Origin of the sequence: Psychrobacter cibarius (assembly GCF_904845955.1) — a bacterium.
Taxonomy (GTDB): Bacteria; Pseudomonadota; Gammaproteobacteria; order Pseudomonadales; family Moraxellaceae; genus Psychrobacter; species Psychrobacter cibarius_B.
The window spans coordinates 44,459-65,784 of sequence record NZ_CAJGYX010000006.1 but is presented as its reverse complement, the minus strand read 5'-3'; the positions used below and the strand labels follow the sequence as shown (position 1 = coordinate 65,784).

Genomic DNA, 21,326 nt, shown 5'->3' with positions numbered 1-21,326 from the left:
CCTTTTTATTGTCTTTAACATGCTACTTAAAGTGCTGCATTTATTTAAAACTTTCAATCAGACAAAGGCTAGACCGCAACCTTTGCCTTAATCGCAGGATGCGACTCGTAACCATCAACCCTAATATCATCATAGTTAAATGCAAAGATATCTTTCACATCAGGGTTAAGCGTCAGCGTTGGCAGCTTATAAAGCTCACGCGTCAACTGTAATTCAACTTGCTCGCGATGGTTTTGATAAATATGACAATCGCCACCCGTCCAGATAAATTCGCCCACTTCTAATCCGCATACTTGCGCGACCATATGGGTCAGCAAGGCATAACTGGCAATATTAAATGGCACACCTAAAAATAAATCTGCTGAACGCTGATAGAGCTGGCATGACAGTTTATTATCCGCCACAAAGAACTGAAATAGCGTATGACAAGGCGGCAGCGCAACTTGATCTGCTTCACCGGGATTCCAACCAGACACAATCAAACGTCTTGAATTGGGATTGGTTCTTATTTGCTCAATGACTTGGGTGATTTGATCGACACCATCGTTATTGTAGCTCCCATCTTCACGCTGGCTTGCGCCATAATTGCGCCACTGATGACCATAGACAGGGCCTAAATCACCAGCAGGGCGGTTAAAGCGCGCTGTCTGTTCAGCCGTTGACCACTCATTCCAAATACGTACGCCATTGGCTTGTAGATAATCAACATGCGTACTGCCACTTAAAAACCAAAATAGCTCATAGACGATAGATTTAAAGTGGACTTTTTTAGTGGTTAATAATGGAAAACCGTCGGCTAAATTAAAACGGAGCTGCGCGCCAAAGTGGCTCAGCGTACCAGTGCCAGTACGATCGCCTTTTTCAGTGCCTTCAGTGAGGACAAGACGCAGCAAATCTAGATAGACTTGCTCATTTTTACTCTGCTTGTTGTTACTAATAATGGAGTTACTCATGGTCATAAGATTGCTCTTCTACGCTATTAAAACGCATAGTTGTATTGTTTTTTAACAGGCTACTTGATGTGAATTAGTGCTTAATAAGCCGACTGCTTACCCCAGTCATAGATACCGCGTTTGTAAGCGTATACCAGCATAATGAAACCAATAATAATCATGGGAGCGCTGAGTATCTGCCCTTTGGTCATCCAACCTAGTAATACAAATCCTTGGTCCGCATCTGGTTGGCGGAAAAACTCAATGATGAAGCGGCTGATGCCATAGCCCAATAAAAATACTGCCGATGCTGCCATACGTGGGCGCGGTTTTGATGAATACCACCATAGGAATAGGAATAATAATAACCCTTCGGCAAGTGCTTCATACAGCTGTGAGGGATGACGAGGTAGCAAATACTGCCCATTTACTTCAAGCATCAACTCTTGTAGCTCAGGGTTGGTTTGCAATTGCTGCATATCAGTAGCAGCTGCTTGCGGGAAGTAGGTAAGCCAGTTGTAGCCACCGTTAGAGACACGGCCCCATAGCTCGCCATTGATGTAATTGCCAATACGACCAAATAACAAGCCCGTTGGCACACAAGGAACGATAAAGTCCAGCACCTGAAACGGGGTCTTTTTATACTTACGGGCAAAATATAACATGCCCAGTAAGACACCAATCATGCCGCCATGGAAAGACATGCCGCCTTCCCAGACTTTGAAAAGGTAAGCGGGATTTTGTAAAAATTCACCGAATTGATAAAACAATACATAGCCGACACGACCGCCCAAAATGACGCCAAGTGCGCCAAAAAATACCAAGTCGGACACCATGTCAGTGTTCCAATTGTCACGTTTGGTGCTGCGATACCAAGCCAGACCAAAGGCGGCGGCAAATGCCAACAAATACATTAGGCCATACCAGTGCACTTCTACTGGACCCAAAGACAGCGCTACAGGATCGTACTGAGGATGTATCATCATAAGGGCATCATAAATTTGGTAATAGAATGCTGCTCATAATAGCAAAAATAGCCAGTGAGGCATACCAAATTACGGTGAGGCTCATCTCATGGTAACAACTTATCTGCTACGGGTAACATCTGGAAAGAAAGCCAGAAAACCGCTAAGATATAAAAAAGCTGCTGAAAATAAATGCCATCATAAATATTGCATCATTATATTTAATGAAGCGTTAGATACTGCGCGCTTGCGCTAATGCACCGTATTAATGGATTAACCGTATTTTTAAGGAATGATTATGCAAGCTAAGTTATCAAAAGTAGCAATACTACCTAATTTTTTACCCTCTAAAAAACAGTTGACGCCACTGGGTTTATTTAGCTTAGCGGCTTTAGCTTTGACTCCTGCTCAGGCAGCGAACAGTAGTATTGAGCAAGTGACCATTTATCAGGGCTTAGCGAGCGTGACTCGTGCGTTACCAATCAATGGTAGCGGTGAGCAGACACTGGTTTTTTCTTGTTTGTCACCTTATATCGATAAAGACAGTGTGAGCGTACAAGCAGCAAATGGCATCAATATTGGTGAAGTCAGTATCGAGACTTTAAGCGATGAGCAAGCAGCGCAGTGTCAGTATCAAGGTGAGGCGAGAGTGCAGACACAGCAAGATAATTTGGCAGTTATCAATGCTGAGTTAGAAGCGGCACGCTTAGCTAAAGCTTACTTGCAGAATTTAACCAAGGTCACGCAAATCAGTACAGATGGCACGCTTGCCAATAATGCGCGCGATCTGGAAACCCAAGCGGTCAGTATCAATAAACGCATACTAGAAATTCAGCAGCGCCAAGCCCGTGCACAAGATGCGCTCAACCAACTAATGGCGGGCAGCGCGACTTCCACTCAAAATAGTGTGACTCAAGTGAGTGTACGTACTGCCAGTCGAGTACCAAGCAGTGTGAAACTGCACTATCAAGTACGCGGCGCGGGTTGGGAGCCAACGTATCAAGCAAGGCTGAATACTGAAACCAAGCAATTAAATATCATTGCCTCTGCGGTTATTGCCCAGCAGACAGGAGAAAACTGGCTCAATGTCCCTTTGATGCTAAGCTCTGTCAATCCCAATCAAAACACGACCAGCCAATTGCCACGAGTTGAGCGTTTTTCTTTATATGAGGAAGATAGAGAAAATCGGACTATATCTGTACCACCTATGGCGGAAAACATGCCTGTTGTGGTATCTGCAAGAGACAGCTATGGCGGTGCCTCGACACCTAACATGGCGCCGCTGCCAAGCTTTACCGTTAGCAGTCAGAATAAAAACGGCATTACCGAATACCGCTTGCCCCAGCGTATTAGTATTCCAAGCGATGGCAGGCGCGTACGGACGGTCATTGATGAGCAGTCGGGCAGTAGCAAGCTATGGATTCGTAGTACGCCGAGCGTGGAGGCAGCTGGCTATTGGTATGCATCCGCACCTTTCTTGACACCAGCTTGGGTAGATGGTTCGCTACAGCTATACCGTGATGATAATTATGTCGGGCAGGCGCGCTATAATTATCAAGCGCTCAAAGAGCAAGGTATCGGTTTTGGTATTGACCCTAATACTATCGTAAAGCAGATAGCTGATGAAGATAAGCAGGGTGATAAAGGCGCATTTAATCGCACGCAAACCTTGACTAAAACACAAGCTTATCAATTTACCAATCAGCACAACCGATCTATGCATTTACAAGTATTGGGCAGTGAGCCAGTTAGTCGCGACGATAGTCTTAAAGTAACCGTCACTCATACATCGCCAGTGACTGAGCGTGACTGGAATGACAATAAAGGCATGGTTGCGTGGGAGTTTGATTTACCAAGCAAACAATCGAAAGTCATCCAGTCGACCTCTCAGATTAGTTATCCTGCTAGCAAAAACTTATCAGTAAACTAATTTGTCAGTGAACTAAGTTCACACTTAAATCAAGCTTGGCTGTTCGCTAAGCAATGACATGTTATTAAGTATATTTTTAGTAAAATTAGGAGTCTTATGTGTATTGTCGCCATTGCTTGGCAACTCTTTGATGAGCTGCCTTTGGTGTTATTGTCCAATCGCGATGAATTTTTGCAGCGTCCGACAGAGCTGCTACATCAATGGGAAGATAAGCCTATTTTTGCAGGACGCGATGTACAAAGTGGCGGTACTTGGCTGGGTATTCATCAACAGCCCCATCAAGCCAATCATCAGGACGGTCATCAAGCGCCTCAAGAGTATTATCAGCAAAACGGACGTTGGGCTGCGGTATTGAATTTTCGCGATGGCGTGCAGGCAAGCTCTGATGAGTGCTCACGCGGGGCGCTAGTCACGGATTTCTTAACCAGTGATATCAGCCCGATGGAGTTTGCACGGCAGATTAGTTTGCAAAACTATGCTGGGTTCAATCTCATTATTGGTGATATGACACAAGCCGTTATTGTCAATAATCGTGGTCATGCTCCTATTCCACTATATGCAGGACTGCATGTCATTTCCAATGGTCAGCCTGAGGACAGCTGGTTTAAAACTGAAAAGCTGCGAGGCAGGCTGCGCCAAGAAGTATTGCCACTAATTGCTGAGAATAGTGAACCTGAGTATTGGCAAGAAGCTGCCTTTGCGGTATTGTCTGACAATACGCAAGCCCCAGTGGATAAGCTGCCGGAGACTGGAGTGGCTGTTGAGATTGAGCAGATTCTGTCTTCTATTTATATAGAGCCTGTTGCTTTTAATCATACGCAAAATAATTTGCCCACTTATGCGACACGTACCCAAAGCATTTTAACCCTGAAATGTCATTCTCAGTTGGCAGCTTCCGCAGTGGATGAGATTGCTAGATTAGTAAGCCGAGAGTGTCGGCATGATAGTTATAAAGAATGTCGGCATGATAGTCATAAGTAGCCTATAGGCTTTTAATCTATTAGTTTTTTAATCTATTAGCTTTTTCATCTACTCTTAATGAGGCTCACGTACAATTTTCATGAGAAGTTTGATACTACAGTTTTAATATCGAACAAGAGAAAATCACCAATCCCTTTATTAAAGAATGGATTTCACTTTAAATTACTATTTATATGGCGTAAGATAAATATAGATGTCACTAAAGTTCATACCAGTTGAGTAAATGTTTATAAAACAAGGAGTGTGAAATGAGCATGATGAAGTCACTGATATTTATTGAACCAGGCAAAATTGAAATTGTAGATAAAAAAATCCCTGATGTAGGCCCTAATGATGCCTTGATAAAAATTACGACCACGACCATTTGTGGTACTGACATCCATATCTTTAAAGGTGAGTATGCCGTTGCAAAAGGCTTAACCATTGGTCACGAGCCAGTAGGTATCATTGAAAAGCTTGGTAGCGCAGTCATGGGCTATGAAGAAGGGCAGCGAGTCATTGCTGGCGCCATTTGCCCAACGTTTACCTCCTATGCCAGTCAAGATGGTTTCCCTTCACAAGACGGTGGCTATCTTGATGCAGATGGTAGATGTTCTTGTCACGGTTATAAAGCCACAGGCGGCTGGCGTTTTGGTAATCACATTGACGGTACGCAAGCAGAGTATGTGCTAGTGCCAGATGCGCAGGCCAATCTATGTCCAGTGCCAGATGGACTGACGGATGAGCAAGTGCTGATGTGCCCTGACATTATGTCGACAGGCTTCAAAGGCGCAGAAAACGCCAATATTCAGATTGGTGATGTGGTTGCTATATTTGCACAAGGCCCTATCGGTTTATGCGCTACTGCTGGAGCAAGGATTAAAGGCGCGTCACTGATTATCGCTGTCGATGGCAATAATGAACGTTTGGCCATGGCAAAGAAACTGGGAGCAGATATTACTCTAAACTTTACAGAAGTTGACGTGGTTGATGAGATCATGAAAATCACTGGTGGTCGTGGGGTGGATAGCAGTATCGAGGGGTTAGGTTTACAGTCTACGTTTGAGCAATGTCTCAAAATATTAAAACCAGGCGGTACACTCTCAAGTTTGGGTGTGTATTCTGAAGATTTAGTCATTCCAATGGCTCATTTCGCCTCTGGTCTTGGCGATCATACGATAAGAACGGCTCTCTGCCCAGGAGGTAAAGAGCGTATGCGCCGATTGATGAATGTCATCGAGTCGGGTCGAGTAGATTTATCAGAGATGGTGACGCATACCTATGCCTTGGATGATATTGTAGAGGCCTATGACTTGTTCATGCATCAGCGTGACGGCGTACTAAAAATTGCTATCAAGCCATAATTATTCCGCAAGATATAATCGCTATATAATAGAAAAGCCTGCATCTAAAGGATACAGGCTCTTCTATTACGTGTTACTTTTAATCAAAATGTCAGTTCATCCTATCAACAAGTGATTGTCTTGTTCAGGAATAATCAGCTCTTGTCTTAGAGGTAGCTCAGGCACTAGCTCTTGCAAGGCACGGCGATAAACGCCTCGTTTAAAATGAATTACTTGTCCAAGTGGATACCAGTAACTGACCCATTGCCAATGATCAAATTCTGGTTTGCCCTCATCAAAGCGGATATGTTGAGTGTTCGTCTCATCTAAGCGTAGCAAAAACCATTTCTGTTTTTGCCCAATACATAAAGGGTGCTGTCCATGCCGCACATAGCGTTTTGGCAGACGATAACGCAACCAATCTTGCGTCACTGCCAATAAGTCTACATGACGCGGATGCAGGCCGACCTCTTCCCAGAGCTCGCGATACATCGCATCCATCGGCGTCTCCCCACGGTCGATACCGCCTTGTGGGAACTGCCAAGCGTTGTGACCAATACGTTTTGCCCACAGAACCTGCCCTTGTGTATTTGCCAAGATGATGCCGACATTGGCGCGAAAGCCGTCTGCATCTATCATGATTAAACCTTTTTAATTTATTTAAAATAGCCTATTTTGAGCTAGAACCGTGACAGCAATCATAATTATTATAAGGTGATGGTTGTCGATATTAGGTCAAAATAAGATTCATTACCGTTATTAAACCAAGAAACAAGCAAAATGTGTAACAGTATTTTGCTATAAAATGTTTCACGAGCTTAACTGTTTAAAATCAACCAGTTATAATTAAACTTTTGTAATGTTTTTTTGGGAATCTTACTACAAAGATAGGTTCTAACAATAAGAGGATAGGTTTGAATAATAAGCAGTAGGCGCTATATGAATGTTAATTCACTGCTAAGAAGATTTTAGTAAAAAGGTTTAATTAAAAATAAGGCTGCAAAAGACAAATAGGTGAGCTATTTATAATAATAATGATTTTGGATGATAAGGGCTCAATAAAATGTGCCATTGGCTTATGCTACACTAGCTAAGTAAAACATATTGTCAGAAAATAAAAATCGGGCAACGAGCTAATTAAAATAAGGAATGGTCAAGATGTCAGAGTCAAAAGCAAGTGTAACGTGGCAAGAAAACAAAGCATTTATGGGTGTGTCACCATCAGGGCATAATGTACAGATCGATGCCGATAAAGAAAAAGGCGCAAGTCCGATGGAGCTGATTCTATTGGGGCTTGGTGGTTGTGCTAGCTACGATGTGGTAGCGATTTTACAAAAATCGCGCCAAGAGGTGACAGACGTACGTTGCGAGTTGACCGCTCAGCGTGCTGAAACTGTACCAGCTGTCTATACTGACATTCACATGCATTTTGTGGTGACAGGTCAAGATGTCAAAGAAAGCCAAGTAGAGAAGGCCATAAAACTGTCTGCAGAAAAATATTGCTCAGCCAGTAGAATGTTGGTACAAGGTGGGGTGAACGTCACCCATGATTTCGAAGTGATTGCAGGGTAGGGGCAAGTATAATAATGAATGCACTTCTGGAATTAGTCTCTAATACCGCAGCGTCCGCCATTTGGGCGATGGTCGTAGCAAGTTTACTACCGCTTGCCATGGCATTGACAGCGAAAGCTATTGGCGGCTTTAATTTGGCTGACAATGCCCATCCACGTGATTTTTTACAAGGTACGACGGGCGCGGCCGCACGTGCTAACGCGGCCCAGCAAAACAGCTATGAGACGTTGCCAATATTTTTGGCAGCAGTACTGACGGCAATGCTGTTCTTTGTCCCACAATCGATTATCAATATACTGGCTTGGTTGTACGTGCTGATTCGTATCGGTTTTTGCGTGGCTTATATTACTAATTTGGCGACGTTTCGCTCCATACTTTGGGTGTTATCGATTGCCTGTTGTTTGATGTTATTCTATTTAGCGATTAGAGTGAGTATTTAATCTTATTCGTTAGACAGATTGGCTTTAAGATAAAAGCAGCTATTATTGGCGCACACTGGCTTGCAGTGCACTAATGATAGCTGCTTTATTTTTTTCTCTTTTAATACTGTCCCATAAAACTTTTGCTTCGCTATAGCCTTTGATGAGCATTGCTAACCACTGCTTGTAACGACCAACCAAGATAACTTCAGTTTTAGCCTGGCCTTCCAAAAATCTTATCTGATGGGTGACCATCGCTTCCCACGACAACGTTGCTGCATTTAGCATGGCATCATCTGAACCGCAATCCACGCGAGCAACCAAATCGGGACGGGTAACCGCGCCGCGACCCAACATCAAATGCTCTGTACCAGCTTGAGTCATACAGTTTTTCGCGTGTTCTGCATTCCATATTTCACCGTTGGCAATGACTGGAATATCTAGCGTGTTAAAGCTTTGGATTTTGTCCCAATAGGCTGGTGGTTTATAGCCTTGGGTTTTGGTTCGTGCGTGAATGGTTAGCCAATCAGCACCACTGTCGCTAATCGCAGCTTTGATATCATCCATGCGGCTGGTATCGGTATAACCTAAACGAATTTTAGCTGAGACTGGAATATGAACGGGAACCGCTTGCCGCACCGCGCTGATAATCTGATACATGGTTTCGGGTTCATCCAATAATACCGAACCACCACGGTGGCTATTGACCGTCTTGGCAGGGCAACCAAAGTTGATATCAATTGCTGGTGCACCAAGCGCGGCAGCATAAGCAGCATTTTCTGCCATGAGTTGCGCTTCACTACCAAGCAACTGGACATGAATAGGCGTGCCAGAGGCAGTTTTAGCATCCTGACGCAGTTCTGGAACGTATTTATAAAATACATGCGCAGGCAATACGTGTTGAGTCACACGGATAAATTCGCTAACCGACCAATCATAAGGGCGACCCAAGTCTGAGGCAATTTGCGTGAGGATTTGCCGCATTAATGGATCGGTCAAACCTTCCATTGGAGCGAGCAGGCGGACGGGATTGGCGAATAACTGACGGATGGTATTTTGACGTATTTGAAGTTGCTGATTAGTATTCATGCTTGTTGTTCACTGCTAAAAGGGTACTATTAAAGGATTGCCATAAAGACAGGTAGGCTAGAGGTTTAGAGTGGCAAATACAGAGAGTGACTAACTGAGGAAAATTAAGTATTACCAAAAATCACTTTTTTGCCTGTCTGTAATCCCGATATCAAGTCTTTAATATTATGGATGTCCAAATTGCTCTGGGCACGTGTGCAAGCGACGTAGAGCAAACGCAACTCTTCAGGGCTTATTTTGACCGCATTGGTGGTCACATCATAATAGAAATCATCGTCCAGCTGTACCTTTCCCCATTCGAGCCCTTTCGCTTTATGGGCAGTGGAGATAACATAATCAGCATTTTCGATACTGGTGAGACTATTGACCGCTTGGCTCAGGACATTGGTGCCATGATCATCGACGAGTTTCACCAGTGTTTTTAGATCACTGCCTTCATTGGTTTCAGAATACTCTTGCACATCACCCCAATTATAAAAATACGCCAGTTCAGGTACACCGTACGCCGACTTACCGTTTTTCAAGTTTTCGGCTGCCTGACAAAATTTAAGCATACGATCGGTATCGGCTTGTAGCGCCACGCGGTGTCCCAATTTTAATCCAGTCAATAATTGCGACATTGCGGCGGCATTAGTGCGGCAAAGGATGGCATCTTTTTTACTATGTACCATACCCTTATCAGTAGAAGATTGCTTATTAGGATTGCCTTTTAACGGGACGTCTTCTTGCAATGCTTTGAGCAAAGTATTGGCAATCTCAGCAATCGGTTCGCCAAAACGAAACGACTGGGTCAATAAGGTTTGTGGTAAGGGCAGTTTTTTCATCGCATTGACTGCGCCGCGCCATTCATAAATTTGCTGATGAGCGTCACCCACATAAATCACTTGCCGTGGCTGCTGGGTTAAAATTCCCATCATCAAGGGATCGGCATCTTGAGCTTCATCAAACAAAATAAAATCAGCGGGAATACTGGGTTTAGACAGTGCCCAAAGTTTCAGATAAATATCATGCCCGATACCAGCTGGATGGCGCGCATCAATCGACTGTAGCCAACGCTGCTCGACGGCTGGATAGAGCATTTCACGCAACTGCTCGGCATCTGAATCATCGAGCCAGCTGGGAAACAATATATGTCTAGGTGCAGGATAACTGGCATGGGTACTACAAAAATTGCTGACAGCATCACTGACGAATCGCGATAGTCGGGCTGGAGTGAGGGTAATATATTTGTTTATACCATCCATTTGCCGACGTACTTGGACGGGCTGCAAACCCAAATCATCACCCAAACGCTTGGGTGAAAAACGCGGTAACGACAGCTTAGCAGTGATATCACGGGCGACATGCCGATAAGCAAGCGAATGAAAGGTGCGACATTCCACATGCGGTGGAAACTTTGAGCGTGCATCATTAGCAATGGTTTTGTTAAAGGCTAAGTATAAGCCGCGTCCACGTAAACGCTCTCCAATCAGTTTTAAGGTCGTCGTCTTACCAGCACCCGCATAAGCCACCACTTTAAATGACTTGTGATCCATCGCCATGTTGAGCGCGCTCAGCTGCTCATCAGTGGGATCGCTCATATAAGCTGGCATAGATGCGGACATAAAAAATTACCTAAAAGAGTAAAACGGATCAAAAATGACGGGGGTAAAAAAAGCCACTGCATAGACAATGGCTGACTCATCATGTGCACTTGCAAAATGCTTGCAAGCGCATATGACAATAATACAAAAACTCATAGAAAATAAAGGTAGAAATAAGCAGGTTATAGTAACAGATTAGCGCGTTGGCTGTTTTTGGAATAAGTATCTGACAAGTGATGTTATTCTTTATTTAACCCTGTATCGCTTGCTAAAGTAGGACTGTGCTCTTCTTTAATTAATACTTTCGCTAAAAATACTCCTAGCTCAAACAACAACCACATCGGAATGGCGAGCATCAACATCGACACCCCATCAGGCGGTGTCACGACCGCAGCAACGGCGAAACAGCCGACAATAATATAACGGCGTTTATCTTCTAAGCTCTGAATGGAGACGACGCCCGTCAATATCAATAGCAAGGTGACGACTGGAATCTCAAAGGTTAAACCAAATACCATAAAGAGTTTGAGTGCAAAACTTAAATAACTATCGATATCGGTCATCGGCAATACGTTCTGCGGCGCGAACATAATAAAGAATTTGAGAACGCCTTTGAGTACAATAAAATAAGAGAAAGCCACACCCGCATAAAATAAAAATATAGAGGACATTAAAACGGGAATAGCGATTTTTTTCTCTTTTTTATAGAGACCAGGAGCGACAAACGACCAGATTTGATACAAGATGTAGGGCATTGCAAAGAATGCAGCGACAAAAACAGTCAGGCGTATCGGTGCCATAAAGTTAGAGGTGATATCCGTCGCGATCATCGTTGAGTTGGCAGGCAACTGGGCAACCAATGGGTTGGACAAAAAATCATAGAGCTCGCGTGAAAATCCGACCAAAGCCAAGAATATGACCAGTACGGCAACACATATCTTAATCAAATGATGACGCAGTTCAATCAAATGCTCGGTAATCGGCATATCGCCAAGTGAGCTTAGGATATCGCCAGAGTCCTCAGTATTGCTGTCGACATTACCATCTATGGTAGCTGTTGAGGTCTCGATATCTGAATCCACGACTTTTTCTTGACGGCTTTTTTTACGTTTAAATAAGCCCACTAATGACTCTCCTGCTCATGAACAGAAGCCTGTTTAGGTAAAGGACTGTCTATATGGCTGTTTAGTAAGATATCGGCTTTATAATTTGGTAAGTAGGGCGGTTGCGGCAAACGACGCGCTTTATCATAAGCTCCAAGACGAAACCACATATTTTCCCACGGTCTAGTTGTGATGGTTTGAGACACTGGATTGACGTTATCGCTACAGTCAGTTTTTAGACTATCATTATCGCCTTGTGCCGATGACTGCTCAGGGCTTTCTGGTTTCTCAGCCTGTCTATTACTGTCATAGGCGTAGTCAAACGCTTTTGGCTGCACTGGTCGATTATCATCATTCTCACTACTGGCTTGACTACTTTGGCTAGGCGTATTGTCATTGCCTGGATCACGCGATGCTTTTAAATGCTGGTTTTGCGAGGATTCAAACTCTTGCATACTGCCGCGCATTTCCGCCATCTCGCGCCTCATATCTGCTTCAGTCTGGCGAATTTTGGCCAGCTCTTTTTGCATAAGCTGGCGGGTCTCTGCCAAATCAAGTTCAGCTTCGATTTCAGATTGCAGGGTGGATACCGTGCGGCGAATTTTGGCATACCACTGCCCAGCGGTACGCGCTGCCTGTGGCAGTTTTTCTGGGCCCAAGACGATTAGGGCGATAACACCAAAGAGAAGTAGTTCAGAAAAGCCGATATCAAACATAATGTTCCGATGTCATTGTCTAAAAGGTCACTGTCTAGAGGCTATACATTATGCGTGTCATCAACCTTGGTGGTGGTTGGGCGCTCTTCAGTGTGTGCATTGCCATCATGATCGAGCACCACATGCTTTTTAGCATGCTCAGTATTTTCATCTTTGACCGCTTCTTTGAAGCCTTTGACTGCGCCGCCCAAATCTTTGCCAGCATTTCTAAGCTTCGAGGTGCCAAATACGACCACCACTACCACCAATAAAATCAGCCAATGCGTAATAGAAAAACTACCCATAAAGGTATCCTTGTGTCTTGGTTTTCAGTCTTTGTATGCCTACTTTGGGTGTATCGAATATCGTTATATTCAATAAACAGCCTCGACATACAATGCGAAGTAAAACAGAGCTATATTATAACCTGCACTTGTGACAAAAAGGTGAAATCAACAATAATCAAACAGGGCAACGGCCAAGCTTATAGAAACTATCGCGCCGCCTTTTCGTCGATACCTGATAGACCAAAACGTCGACCTAGCTCGTTTAATACCGCATCCGACTCAATATCGAACCACGCCAGTCCTACTAATGTATGAAACCAGACATCGGCAACCTCATAGATGAGCTCGTGACGAGCGTCATCATATTGCGCTTTATTGCTATTTTCGTCGCAATTGGCAAAATCTTTGGCGGCAATGATACTTTCAGTACTTTCTTCGCCAACTTTCTCTAGGATTTTATTTAAACCCTTTGCGTATAAGCTTGCTACGTACGAGCTATCAGCATCCGCTTGTTTACGCTCTGCCAATACACCGTCAAGCTGCTGCAAAATAGAGCGATTGGTAGTGTCGTTGTCATGGTGACTGTGACTGTGGTTGGCATCTGAAGGGATTACATCGTGAGCCTGCGTCTCGTTACTTTTAGGAATGGATTTTGCTGCATCGCTTGAATGATAAATATCAGCAGGGTCTTTTAATACCTTATCGACGGTTTGCCATTCCGGCGTTTGGCCCGACAAATCTAAACGCTGATAGAAGCAAGACTCGCGACCAGTATGGCAAGCGATACCGCCAGCCTGAGTGACACTAAGGACAATCACGTCTGCATCACAGTCCAAGCGAATATCATGTACGGTCTGAGTATGACCCGATGACTCGCCCTTATGCCACAATTTGGCACGTGAGCGCGAAAAATAAACCGCTGTCTGCGTTTGCGCGGTTAACTGTAGTGCTTCGGCATTCATCCAAGCCATCATCAAAATACGCCCAGACTTATGATCTTGAGCAATTGCAGGAATCAAACCATCATCATTAAATTTTATGGCAGCCAGCCAAGCAGGTAAAGTCATAATATATCTGTCTTCTTATTTATATAGAAATGAAAGAGGAATAAGTGAATCGTAACGGATTGTATTTATGGTCTGAATAAAAAAGCGGTTGGTGTTAGGGTATGTCCTCAATATCAAATCCTGTAGAGATGTGGGTACAGCGCTTCTTTCATAATTTTATCAAGCGCAATCGACTTATTGAGGCGAAAGTCATAATTGACAAAATGCTGCCGCGCCTTGGCTACTGTTTCTCCATTATGCATACGGGTAATTTTTATCACTATAGTGCCACCATTATCGTATAACGGCTCAACGCCTACTTCAAATAATAGCTCTTCACGCGCCCGTATGCGGCTAACAATACTTAGCTGTAACTCATCGATAATTAAACCGTGATAATCTGCATCGATCTCTTTAATACCTTTAGAGTAAAAAAATCTTTGCCGCGCCTCACATAGCAATGCCGTCAATGATTCGAGCGTCAGGTACTGAGCCATATCAAGCTCAATATGACGCACACGCATCACTGTTTCAAAGACAAATATGTCGTTATCAAAGTCTAATTCTTGTTTTGACACGTTATCTCCTAGATTGATTGCAGGCTATGAGTGCTGCTAATCATGGTGTAGGTTGGTAGCTTCATCATCGTACGATAGGCGCTCGATAAGTGTTATAAATAACTTTGTATTATTAGCGCTCAGCTTATACTAAGGTTCAGTCTCTACTTAAGCACAGCTTAAGCTGACATTCAATCTATTTGGCGGTAAATCCGCAGTTTTATGAGTGTTTTGACTAAAATCTTTATAAATGGGCTCATACCCATTATCCACTGTCATGCCTACTAAGGCGTGTCCTCATTTTAAAAATGATGATAAGAATGAGATAGATTGCCGTCAAACAAGGAAAGTAGCGCAAATAATATCGAGATATGAATCAGCTATTTGACTTAGCTTGGCAAAATCTAACCGTTTTTAGTCCATTTGGTTGCTTTCGTTCAGATTGAGGACACGCCCTAGGCGAGGCGTAAAAGTTTCCTTGGCAAAACAGTGCATTATCTGCTAAAATACCGCCTCCCACCTCGAGGCAAATAGAGGTTTAGTGGGTGTTTTTACAGCCACTATTCGTTATTAACTATTTGACGACCAGGTTCTATCAAAGACAAAGAGGCAAATCATCATGAAAGTTAAGATGAAAACCAGAAGCGGTGCAGCTAAACGCTTCAAAAAAACAGCGAACGGCTTCAAGCGTAAGCAAGCAAACAAAAGCCATATCTTGACCAAGAAATCAGCTAAGCGTATTCGCCAGTTGCGCGGTCTAAAGATGGTGGACAAGTCTGACGAAGCAGCAGTTCGTCGCATGTGCCCATACATCTAGTAGGCTATCGTCATTTAGCTTTAATTAAGCGCTGTTTAATTTATAGCGACTAGATTAAAAATATCTGACTTTGCAATCTGATAACGATGTCTACTATTCGATGACATCGTGATTCGTTTAATAATGATTAAAGAAATCTTGGAGTAATTTATGGCCCGTGTAAAACGTGGTGTACAGGCGAATCGTCGTCACAAAAAAATCCTAAAACGCGCAAAAGGCTACTACGGTGCCCGTTCACGTGTTTACCGCGTAGCGGTACAGGCAGTGACTAAAGCTGGTCAATATGCTTATCGTGACCGTCGCAACAAAAAACGTACCTTCCGTCGTCTTTGGATTGCACGTATCAATGCTGGTGCACGCTTAAACGGTTTAAGCTACAGCCGCTTTATAAATGGCATGAAATTGGCTAACATCACTGTCGATCGTCGCGTACTTGCTGACATCGCTATGCATGATGCAGCGACTTTCACAGCGTTGGTCGAAAAAGCAAAAGCGGCATTAGCATAAATATTAACCTTCCTTTAGGGTTGCTGCTTGTTTAGTCAGAATTTACAAGTAGTTATCTATATGGACAGGGATAATATTGATTAATAGTATGATATTAATAAAAGCTACCGCTGGTCGGTGGCTTTTTTTATATCACATTATCTAATGTTACCGCATTTTTTGAGCACCAGCGCTAAATATGCTTTTTTGAGATAGCTTTTATTATCGTCTAAATATTCAAGCCATTCATATCACTGGTATTATTTTTGAATGACTGGGTAAATGGTTTGCAATATTTGGTCAAATACCTACAATTACCAATTACTATTATTAATAGTCCGTTTAAATCAGGAAGAATGCGTCTTATGACTACCCCTGCTGCTACCACCGATTTGTCGGCGCTACCGACCTTGTCCACAGAGCTAAGCGAGCTTAATGAAGCACAGTTAACCGAGTTTGCCAGTGCCGCTGAAGCCTTAATCCTACAAGTCAATGATGTACGCTTATTACAAGATTTGCGTGTGCAACTGACGGGTAAAAAGAGCCCATTAACTGGCTGGTCAAAGCAGATGGGGAAACTCAGCAGCGACGATAAAAAGACCTACGGCGGCTGGTTACATCAAGTCCGTAGCCGTATTCAAGAAGCGTTAACAGCGCAGCAGCAGCAGCTAGAAGTCGCGGCATTAAACGCCAAGCTTGCAAGCGAAAGTATTGATATCACCTTGCCTGCTCGCGGTGGTCAAAAAGGTCATTTGCATCCAGTGACCATGATTACCCAGCGTATGCAGCAGTATTTTATACAAGCAGGTTTTAACGTTGCTACTGGTCCTGAAGTCGAAAGCGATTATTATAACTTTGAGGCGCTTAATATTCCGTCGCATCATCCAGCGCGCGCGATGCACGATACCTTCTATTTTGATGCGCATTATCTGCTACGTACGCATACTAGTCCTGTGCAGATTCGCACCATGGAAAAGAATGAACCGCCTATTCGCATTATTTGCCCAGGTCGCGTTTATCGCAATGACTCGGATCAAACGCATTCGCCGATGTTCCATCAGCTAGAAGGTTTAATGGTCACTGAGTCGAGCACTTTTGCCGAGCTAAAAGGTTTGATTAGCGAGTTCTTAGAAGCATTTTTTGCCAAAGAGCTGACTGTACGTTTCCGTCCGTCATTTTTCCCCTTTACCGAGCCGTCAGCTGAAGTGGACATCCTCGATGACAATGGTAAATGGCTTGAGGTTATGGGCTGCGGTATGGTACACCCACAGGTGCTGACCAACTGCGGTATTGATGCCGAAAAATATACTGGCTTTGCTTTTGGAATGGGGATTGAGCGCTTCGCGATGTTATATTACGGCATCGATGATTTGCGCCTGTTTTTCCAAAATGACGTACGCTTTTTAAAGCAGTTTGGCTAGATTTTATTATTTAATAATACCTCTACCTTTACTCCAAAACCTTTATTATAAAATTCTGATCTGAGATATTTATGAAAATTAGCGAACAGTGGCTACGTCAATGGGTAAACCCCAACAATAGCAGTGAGCAATTGGCCGAACAACTCACGATGGCAGGACTTGAGATTGATGATCGCTATGCGGTTGCCCGTGCCTTCAGTGGTGTGGTTGTCGGTGAAGTCATCAGCGTCGAGCAGCATCCAGATGCCGATAAACTGCGCGTTACGCAGGTTAATATTGGTGCAGCTGAACCGTTACAAATCGTCTGCGGCGCACCCAATGTCACCGTTGGTATGAAAGCACCCGTTGCGACCGTTGGTGCCATTTTGCCTTCTGATAATGGTGCAGGTTTTGAAATTAGAAACGGTAACCTACGCGGTGTCGACTCTAACGGTATGCTTTGCGGCGCGTCTGAAATTGATTTAACCGATAGCATCGATGGTCTGCTTGAATTGCCAGCTGATGCACCGATTGGTATGGATATTCGTGAGTATTTAGGTTTAGACAATCAGATATTAGATATCTCTATCACCCCAAATCGCGGTGACTGTTTTAGTGTACGCGGTATTGCACGCGAAATATCAGTTATCAATGATTTGCCAATGCAGCTGCCTGATATTCCTGCCAACGTAGCAGCTACTGAAAACGCTGCTGGTACTGCTACGCCAGCGGTAACGGTTAGTGCAATTGAAGCGTGCCCGCGCTATTTACTACAGTCAATCAGCAATATTGATCGTAGCATCGACACCCCAAAGTGGATGCAAGATGCGCTGGTTCAGTCAGGACTACGCTCGCACAACTTTTTGGTTGATGTGACCAACTATGTATTGATGGAGTTGGGTCAACCGCTACATGCTTTTGATGCCGATACTATCGAGGGCGATATCGTGGTGCGTTTGGCACAGCCTGAAGAAACGATTGTCTTATTAAATGAGCAAACCATTACTCTAACGGGTGATGAATTGCTCATTGCTGATGATAAAGGCGCACTTGCACTTGCCGGAATCATGGGCGGTCAGCGTAGTAGTGTGACTGATAGCACAACCAATATTATTGTAGAAAGCGCTTTCTTTAGTCAGCTAGCTATTGCCGCACGCGCACGCCGTTTTGGGTTACATACCGATGCCTCACAACGCTTTGAGCGTGGTGTCGATTTTGAGTTACCAGAGCTGGCACTGGCACGTGCTGTTGATTTGATTACTAGCGTTACTGGTGGGCAAGCCGGACAAATAGTAAAAGCAGAAAGCAGTGAGCATTTACCAGCTCGCGCACTGATTACTTTACCAATTGCTAAAGTTCGTGATGTCATCGGTATTGAGATTGAGCCAGCAGTCATGGTTCGTATCTTAACCCAATTGGGCTTTGAGGTAGTGCAGCAAGCCGATAGCCTGATTTGCACGCCACCTTCTTATCGCTTTGACATGAGTATTAAAGAAGACCTCATCGAAGAAATTGCGCGTATCTATGGCTATGACAATATTCCAAGCGTGTTGCCGCATTTGCAAGTCAGCATGGATTATGACGATACCGCAGACTTGACACACGAGATGAAGCTGGCGCTGGTCGATAATGGCTATATGGAGGCGATTAGCTTTAGCTTTAGTGACGCAAAAATAGAAGCCTTGCTCGATGACAAAGCCCTAGGAGAAGTACTGGCACTGGCCAATCCTATTTCTAGTGACTTAGCCGTGATGCGCCGTACTTTGCTATCAAGCTTATTGCCTTGCGTGCAATATAATCTCAATCGTCAGCAGCCACGCGTTCGTTTCTTTGAAACAGGGCTTAGTTTTGTTGGTCAAAGTATTAGTGAGTTGGTGCAGACACCAAGTATTGCGTTAGTAGCAGTTGGCGATGTCTGGGACGAGCAAGCGTATCAAAACCGTGCGTTAGACTTTTATGATCTTAAGCATGATATTGAGCAGTTATTACCTGCACAAATGGATAGCGCCCATATTCGCTATGAGCGCAGTGAGCTTGCTTTCTTGCATCCGGGTCAAAGTGCTAAGCTCTATATTGATGATGAATATGTCGGTTGGTTGGGTCAGTTGCATCCTAACACGGCTAAGCAGTTAGATTTGCCAGCTACGTGGGTTGCTCAATTATCACTTGCGCCATTACTGACCCTTGCCCGTGAGCAGCATACCATCACCACCCCAAGCAAATTTCCACAAGTACGCCGTGATATTGCCATTTTAGTAGACAGTGAGATCAGCTTACAGACATTAGAGTCGACGATACGCGCGGCAGCTGGTGAGCTATTGGCTGATCTGTGGCTGTTTGATGTGTATCAAGGCGACAAAGTGCCAGCTGGTCAGCGCTCATTAGCTTTTGCGCTAATATGGCAAGACAATGCACAAACGCTATCTGATGACGCCATTAAAACCGCGACTGACAAAGTGGTGCAAGCACTAACTGAGCAACATGCTGCAAAGTTGCGTGACAGCTAACATATAACTCTTATCATAGACATGCTCTGTAGCCTCACTCTTAAAGAGGCTATAGGGCATTGCTATTTATAAGAATTATGATTTTATAAAATTTTTTTTCATAAAAATAGTTAAGTGGTTATTAATAAAGGATTTTAAAGCAGTCTTTGTTAAAAAGAGGTTAGAAAACCTTTATAATAGCTAGCATTAACCCTCATACCGCTAAACCATGATATTCGACATCACGACATAGCATAGGAGTCGTACTGTGAGCACCTTAACCAAATCTGACATGATTGAGCATTTGATGAGTCATCTTGACCTAACACGCCAAGAAGGCCGCTGTTTGGTAGAGAATTTCTTTGATGAATTGTCAGAAAGTTTAATTGATGGCAAAGAGGTCAAGCTTTCAGGCTTTGGCAACTTCGAGCTTAAAGATAAAAATAGCCGTCCAGGTCGCAACCCTAAGACAGGAGAGCCAGTCGCCGTATCAGCACGCCGTGTGGTGACTTTCAAAACAGGGCAAAAATTCCGTCAACAAGTTGATGAGCGTCTATTTGACGAGTAGCAGTAACTGTCAATCGTATAAAACTGAACATATAAATATATCATGACTTCATGATGGTTGTTAAAGTTACGCTTTATTATTAATGTGAGATGGTTGATCTACATTTGATCAGAGACATTAAATATCATATACAACTATGAATAACCATGAACAATGGTAAATGACACGCACAAAAAAAGAGAGCTTAGGCTCTCTTTTTTTTACTACAGTATTTCTATCATATAAACGATAAAATTACTGAGCTGGTTCTTCAATAACTACAACTTCGTCAGCTGCGTCTACAGCTGGAGTTTCGCTAGCTACGTCAACGCTAGTAGTAGTACCGTCTACAGGTACTTCAGCATCGATTTCGTCAGTAGCAGTAGCAACTTGAGCATCAGCGATGTCAGCTTCAGCTTCAGCAACAGCAGCGTCAGCATCAGCAGTTACTTCACCTTCAGCAGCAGCTTCGTTTAGCTCTTCTGATGCATCTTGCACTTCTTCTTGTGCGTCAGATAAATCTTCAGCAGCGTTTTCTTTGTTGCTGTCACAGGCAGTAAGGCCCATAGTTGCAGTCATGATACCAGCTAGAGCAAGTAATTTTAAGTTCATAAGGTTTTCTCCGGGAAAATGAAATGATCAGTAGCAGCAAAAAAGGTTGAAAGCTGAGATTTCTCAGAATTCAACTAGTCTTAGTTACAGCTACTCAGCTTTCACGCATTCTATAGGATTTCTATATAAATAGAAATAGGCTGTACAATTAAGTAACAATAAAATTGTAAATAGTGTTTTACATCACTTATTCGTTATAATTTTTAATACAACGAGCCAAATTAATAGACGTATAATCAATGACATCACCCTATTCTGATGACTTATTCGATGTCTTGATTTCTACTATGTTTTTAAGCATCTATTGTATCTATTAGGAGTTTAATAGTCATTAAATGTCTTGATTAGTGCGATATCAAGAGCCCAGTAAAGTAGAATTTATCAAAAATACTTTGGCATTACTTACGTATCAGAAATCGGATTTGATCAAAAAAATAAAGAATTGAGTCAAAATTACACTATATAAAAAATCATCAATACGAGTAGCAATATATATA

Annotated in this window: 21 protein-coding genes; 10 read left to right on the top strand and 11 right to left on the bottom strand. The window is 43.4% G+C overall.

Annotated features, from left to right (window positions below; translation table 11 throughout):
- Positions 1–68 precede the first annotated feature (68 nt).
- Positions 69–959: a thymidylate synthase gene (locus tag JMV76_RS11885; protein WP_201502840.1), complete on the bottom strand. Its 891-nt coding sequence runs from the start codon at positions 957–959 to the stop codon at positions 69–71.
- Between the two features lie 74 nt (positions 960–1,033).
- The gene (gene lgt, locus JMV76_RS11880; protein ID WP_087813630.1) at positions 1,034–1,918 is read right to left on the bottom strand and encodes a prolipoprotein diacylglyceryl transferase; all 885 of its coding nucleotides are present in this window, start codon (positions 1,916–1,918) and stop codon (positions 1,034–1,036) included.
- Positions 1,919–2,195: 277 nt separating this feature from the next.
- Here lgt and JMV76_RS11875 point away from each other — a divergent pair, with 277 nt between their 5' ends.
- The 3 genes from JMV76_RS11875 (at position 2,196) to JMV76_RS11865 (ending at position 6,151) form a co-directional block, all read left to right on the top strand.
- Complete coding sequence (locus tag JMV76_RS11875; protein WP_227690356.1) at positions 2,196–3,827, top strand: DUF4139 domain-containing protein; 1,632 nt, start codon at positions 2,196–2,198, stop codon at positions 3,825–3,827.
- A gap of 96 nt (positions 3,828–3,923) precedes the next feature.
- Entirely contained in the window at positions 3,924–4,808 is an 885-nt protein-coding gene (locus JMV76_RS11870; protein WP_201502838.1) for an NRDE family protein, read from the top strand.
- 248 nt (positions 4,809–5,056) lie between these two features.
- The gene (locus JMV76_RS11865; RefSeq protein ID WP_201502837.1) at positions 5,057–6,151 is read left to right on the top strand and encodes an NAD(P)-dependent alcohol dehydrogenase; all 1,095 of its coding nucleotides are present in this window, start codon (positions 5,057–5,059) and stop codon (positions 6,149–6,151) included.
- Positions 6,152–6,247: 96 nt separating this feature from the next.
- On the opposite strand, the gene JMV76_RS11860 is transcribed toward JMV76_RS11865, so the two are convergent.
- Complete coding sequence (locus JMV76_RS11860; protein WP_045452438.1) at positions 6,248–6,769, bottom strand: RNA pyrophosphohydrolase; 522 nt, start codon at positions 6,767–6,769, stop codon at positions 6,248–6,250.
- A 519-nt stretch (positions 6,770–7,288) separates the two neighbouring features.
- On the opposite strand from JMV76_RS11860, the gene JMV76_RS11855 reads away from it, so the two are divergent.
- Both JMV76_RS11855 and JMV76_RS11850 read left to right on the top strand, forming a co-directional pair.
- Positions 7,289–7,702 (top strand): OsmC family protein, encoded by a 414-nt coding sequence (locus JMV76_RS11855; RefSeq protein ID WP_055125345.1) that lies wholly within the window; start codon positions 7,289–7,291, stop codon positions 7,700–7,702.
- Positions 7,703–7,716: 14 nt separating this feature from the next.
- Positions 7,717–8,142 (top strand): MAPEG family protein, encoded by a 426-nt coding sequence (locus tag JMV76_RS11850; protein WP_201502836.1) that lies wholly within the window; start codon positions 7,717–7,719, stop codon positions 8,140–8,142.
- A gap of 42 nt (positions 8,143–8,184) precedes the next feature.
- Here JMV76_RS11850 and JMV76_RS11845 read toward each other — a convergent pair whose 3' ends face one another.
- From JMV76_RS11845 to JMV76_RS11815, 7 genes are all read right to left on the bottom strand, one after another.
- Positions 8,185–9,210, bottom strand: coding sequence for a tRNA dihydrouridine synthase (locus tag JMV76_RS11845; protein ID WP_201502835.1), 1,026 nt, complete (start codon positions 9,208–9,210; stop codon positions 8,185–8,187).
- Between the two features lie 104 nt (positions 9,211–9,314).
- Complete coding sequence (locus tag JMV76_RS11840; protein WP_055125342.1) at positions 9,315–10,814, bottom strand: UvrD-helicase domain-containing protein; 1,500 nt, start codon at positions 10,812–10,814, stop codon at positions 9,315–9,317.
- A 218-nt stretch (positions 10,815–11,032) separates the two neighbouring features.
- Complete coding sequence (tatC, locus tag JMV76_RS11835; RefSeq protein ID WP_201502834.1) at positions 11,033–11,917, bottom strand: twin-arginine translocase subunit TatC; 885 nt, start codon at positions 11,915–11,917, stop codon at positions 11,033–11,035.
- Positions 11,917–12,612 (bottom strand): Sec-independent protein translocase protein TatB, encoded by a 696-nt coding sequence (gene tatB, locus JMV76_RS11830; protein ID WP_201502833.1) that lies wholly within the window; start codon positions 12,610–12,612, stop codon positions 11,917–11,919. The genes tatC and tatB overlap by 1 nt, the downstream gene beginning before the upstream one ends.
- A 41-nt stretch (positions 12,613–12,653) precedes the next feature.
- The gene (gene tatA, locus JMV76_RS11825; protein WP_045445916.1) at positions 12,654–12,896 is read right to left on the bottom strand and encodes a Sec-independent protein translocase subunit TatA; all 243 of its coding nucleotides are present in this window, start codon (positions 12,894–12,896) and stop codon (positions 12,654–12,656) included.
- A gap of 188 nt (positions 12,897–13,084) precedes the next feature.
- Positions 13,085–13,945, bottom strand: coding sequence for a bifunctional phosphoribosyl-AMP cyclohydrolase/phosphoribosyl-ATP diphosphatase HisIE (gene hisIE / locus JMV76_RS11820; protein ID WP_201502832.1), 861 nt, complete (start codon positions 13,943–13,945; stop codon positions 13,085–13,087).
- A 113-nt stretch (positions 13,946–14,058) separates the two neighbouring features.
- Positions 14,059–14,502, bottom strand: a complete 444-nt coding sequence (locus tag JMV76_RS11815; RefSeq protein ID WP_055125338.1) for an acyl-CoA thioesterase — start codon at positions 14,500–14,502, stop codon at positions 14,059–14,061.
- A gap of 598 nt (positions 14,503–15,100) precedes the next feature.
- On the opposite strand from JMV76_RS11815, the gene rpmI reads away from it, so the two are divergent.
- The 5 genes from rpmI to JMV76_RS11790 all read left to right on the top strand — a co-directional run bounded on the left by rpmI (position 15,101) and on the right by JMV76_RS11790 (position 20,238).
- Positions 15,101–15,298 (top strand): 50S ribosomal protein L35, encoded by a 198-nt coding sequence (gene rpmI, locus JMV76_RS11810; RefSeq protein WP_010197866.1) that lies wholly within the window; start codon positions 15,101–15,103, stop codon positions 15,296–15,298.
- A 150-nt stretch (positions 15,299–15,448) separates the two neighbouring features.
- A complete protein-coding gene (gene rplT, locus JMV76_RS11805; RefSeq protein WP_025651520.1) occupies positions 15,449–15,805 on the top strand; it encodes a 50S ribosomal protein L20 in 357 nt (118 codons plus the stop codon).
- A 344-nt stretch (positions 15,806–16,149) separates the two neighbouring features.
- Entirely contained in the window at positions 16,150–17,205 is a 1,056-nt protein-coding gene (gene pheS, locus JMV76_RS11800) for a phenylalanine--tRNA ligase subunit alpha (protein ID WP_201502831.1), read from the top strand.
- Positions 17,206–17,276: 71 nt separating this feature from the next.
- Positions 17,277–19,691, top strand: coding sequence for a phenylalanine--tRNA ligase subunit beta (pheT, locus tag JMV76_RS11795; RefSeq protein ID WP_201502830.1), 2,415 nt, complete (start codon positions 17,277–17,279; stop codon positions 19,689–19,691).
- A gap of 247 nt (positions 19,692–19,938) precedes the next feature.
- A complete protein-coding gene (locus JMV76_RS11790) occupies positions 19,939–20,238 on the top strand; it encodes an integration host factor subunit alpha (RefSeq protein WP_045445928.1) in 300 nt (99 codons plus the stop codon).
- Positions 20,239–20,472: 234 nt separating this feature from the next.
- On the opposite strand, the gene JMV76_RS11785 is transcribed toward JMV76_RS11790, so the two are convergent.
- A complete protein-coding gene (locus JMV76_RS11785) occupies positions 20,473–20,829 on the bottom strand; it encodes a hypothetical protein (RefSeq protein ID WP_045452446.1) in 357 nt (118 codons plus the stop codon).
- Positions 20,830–21,326 lie beyond the last annotated feature (497 nt).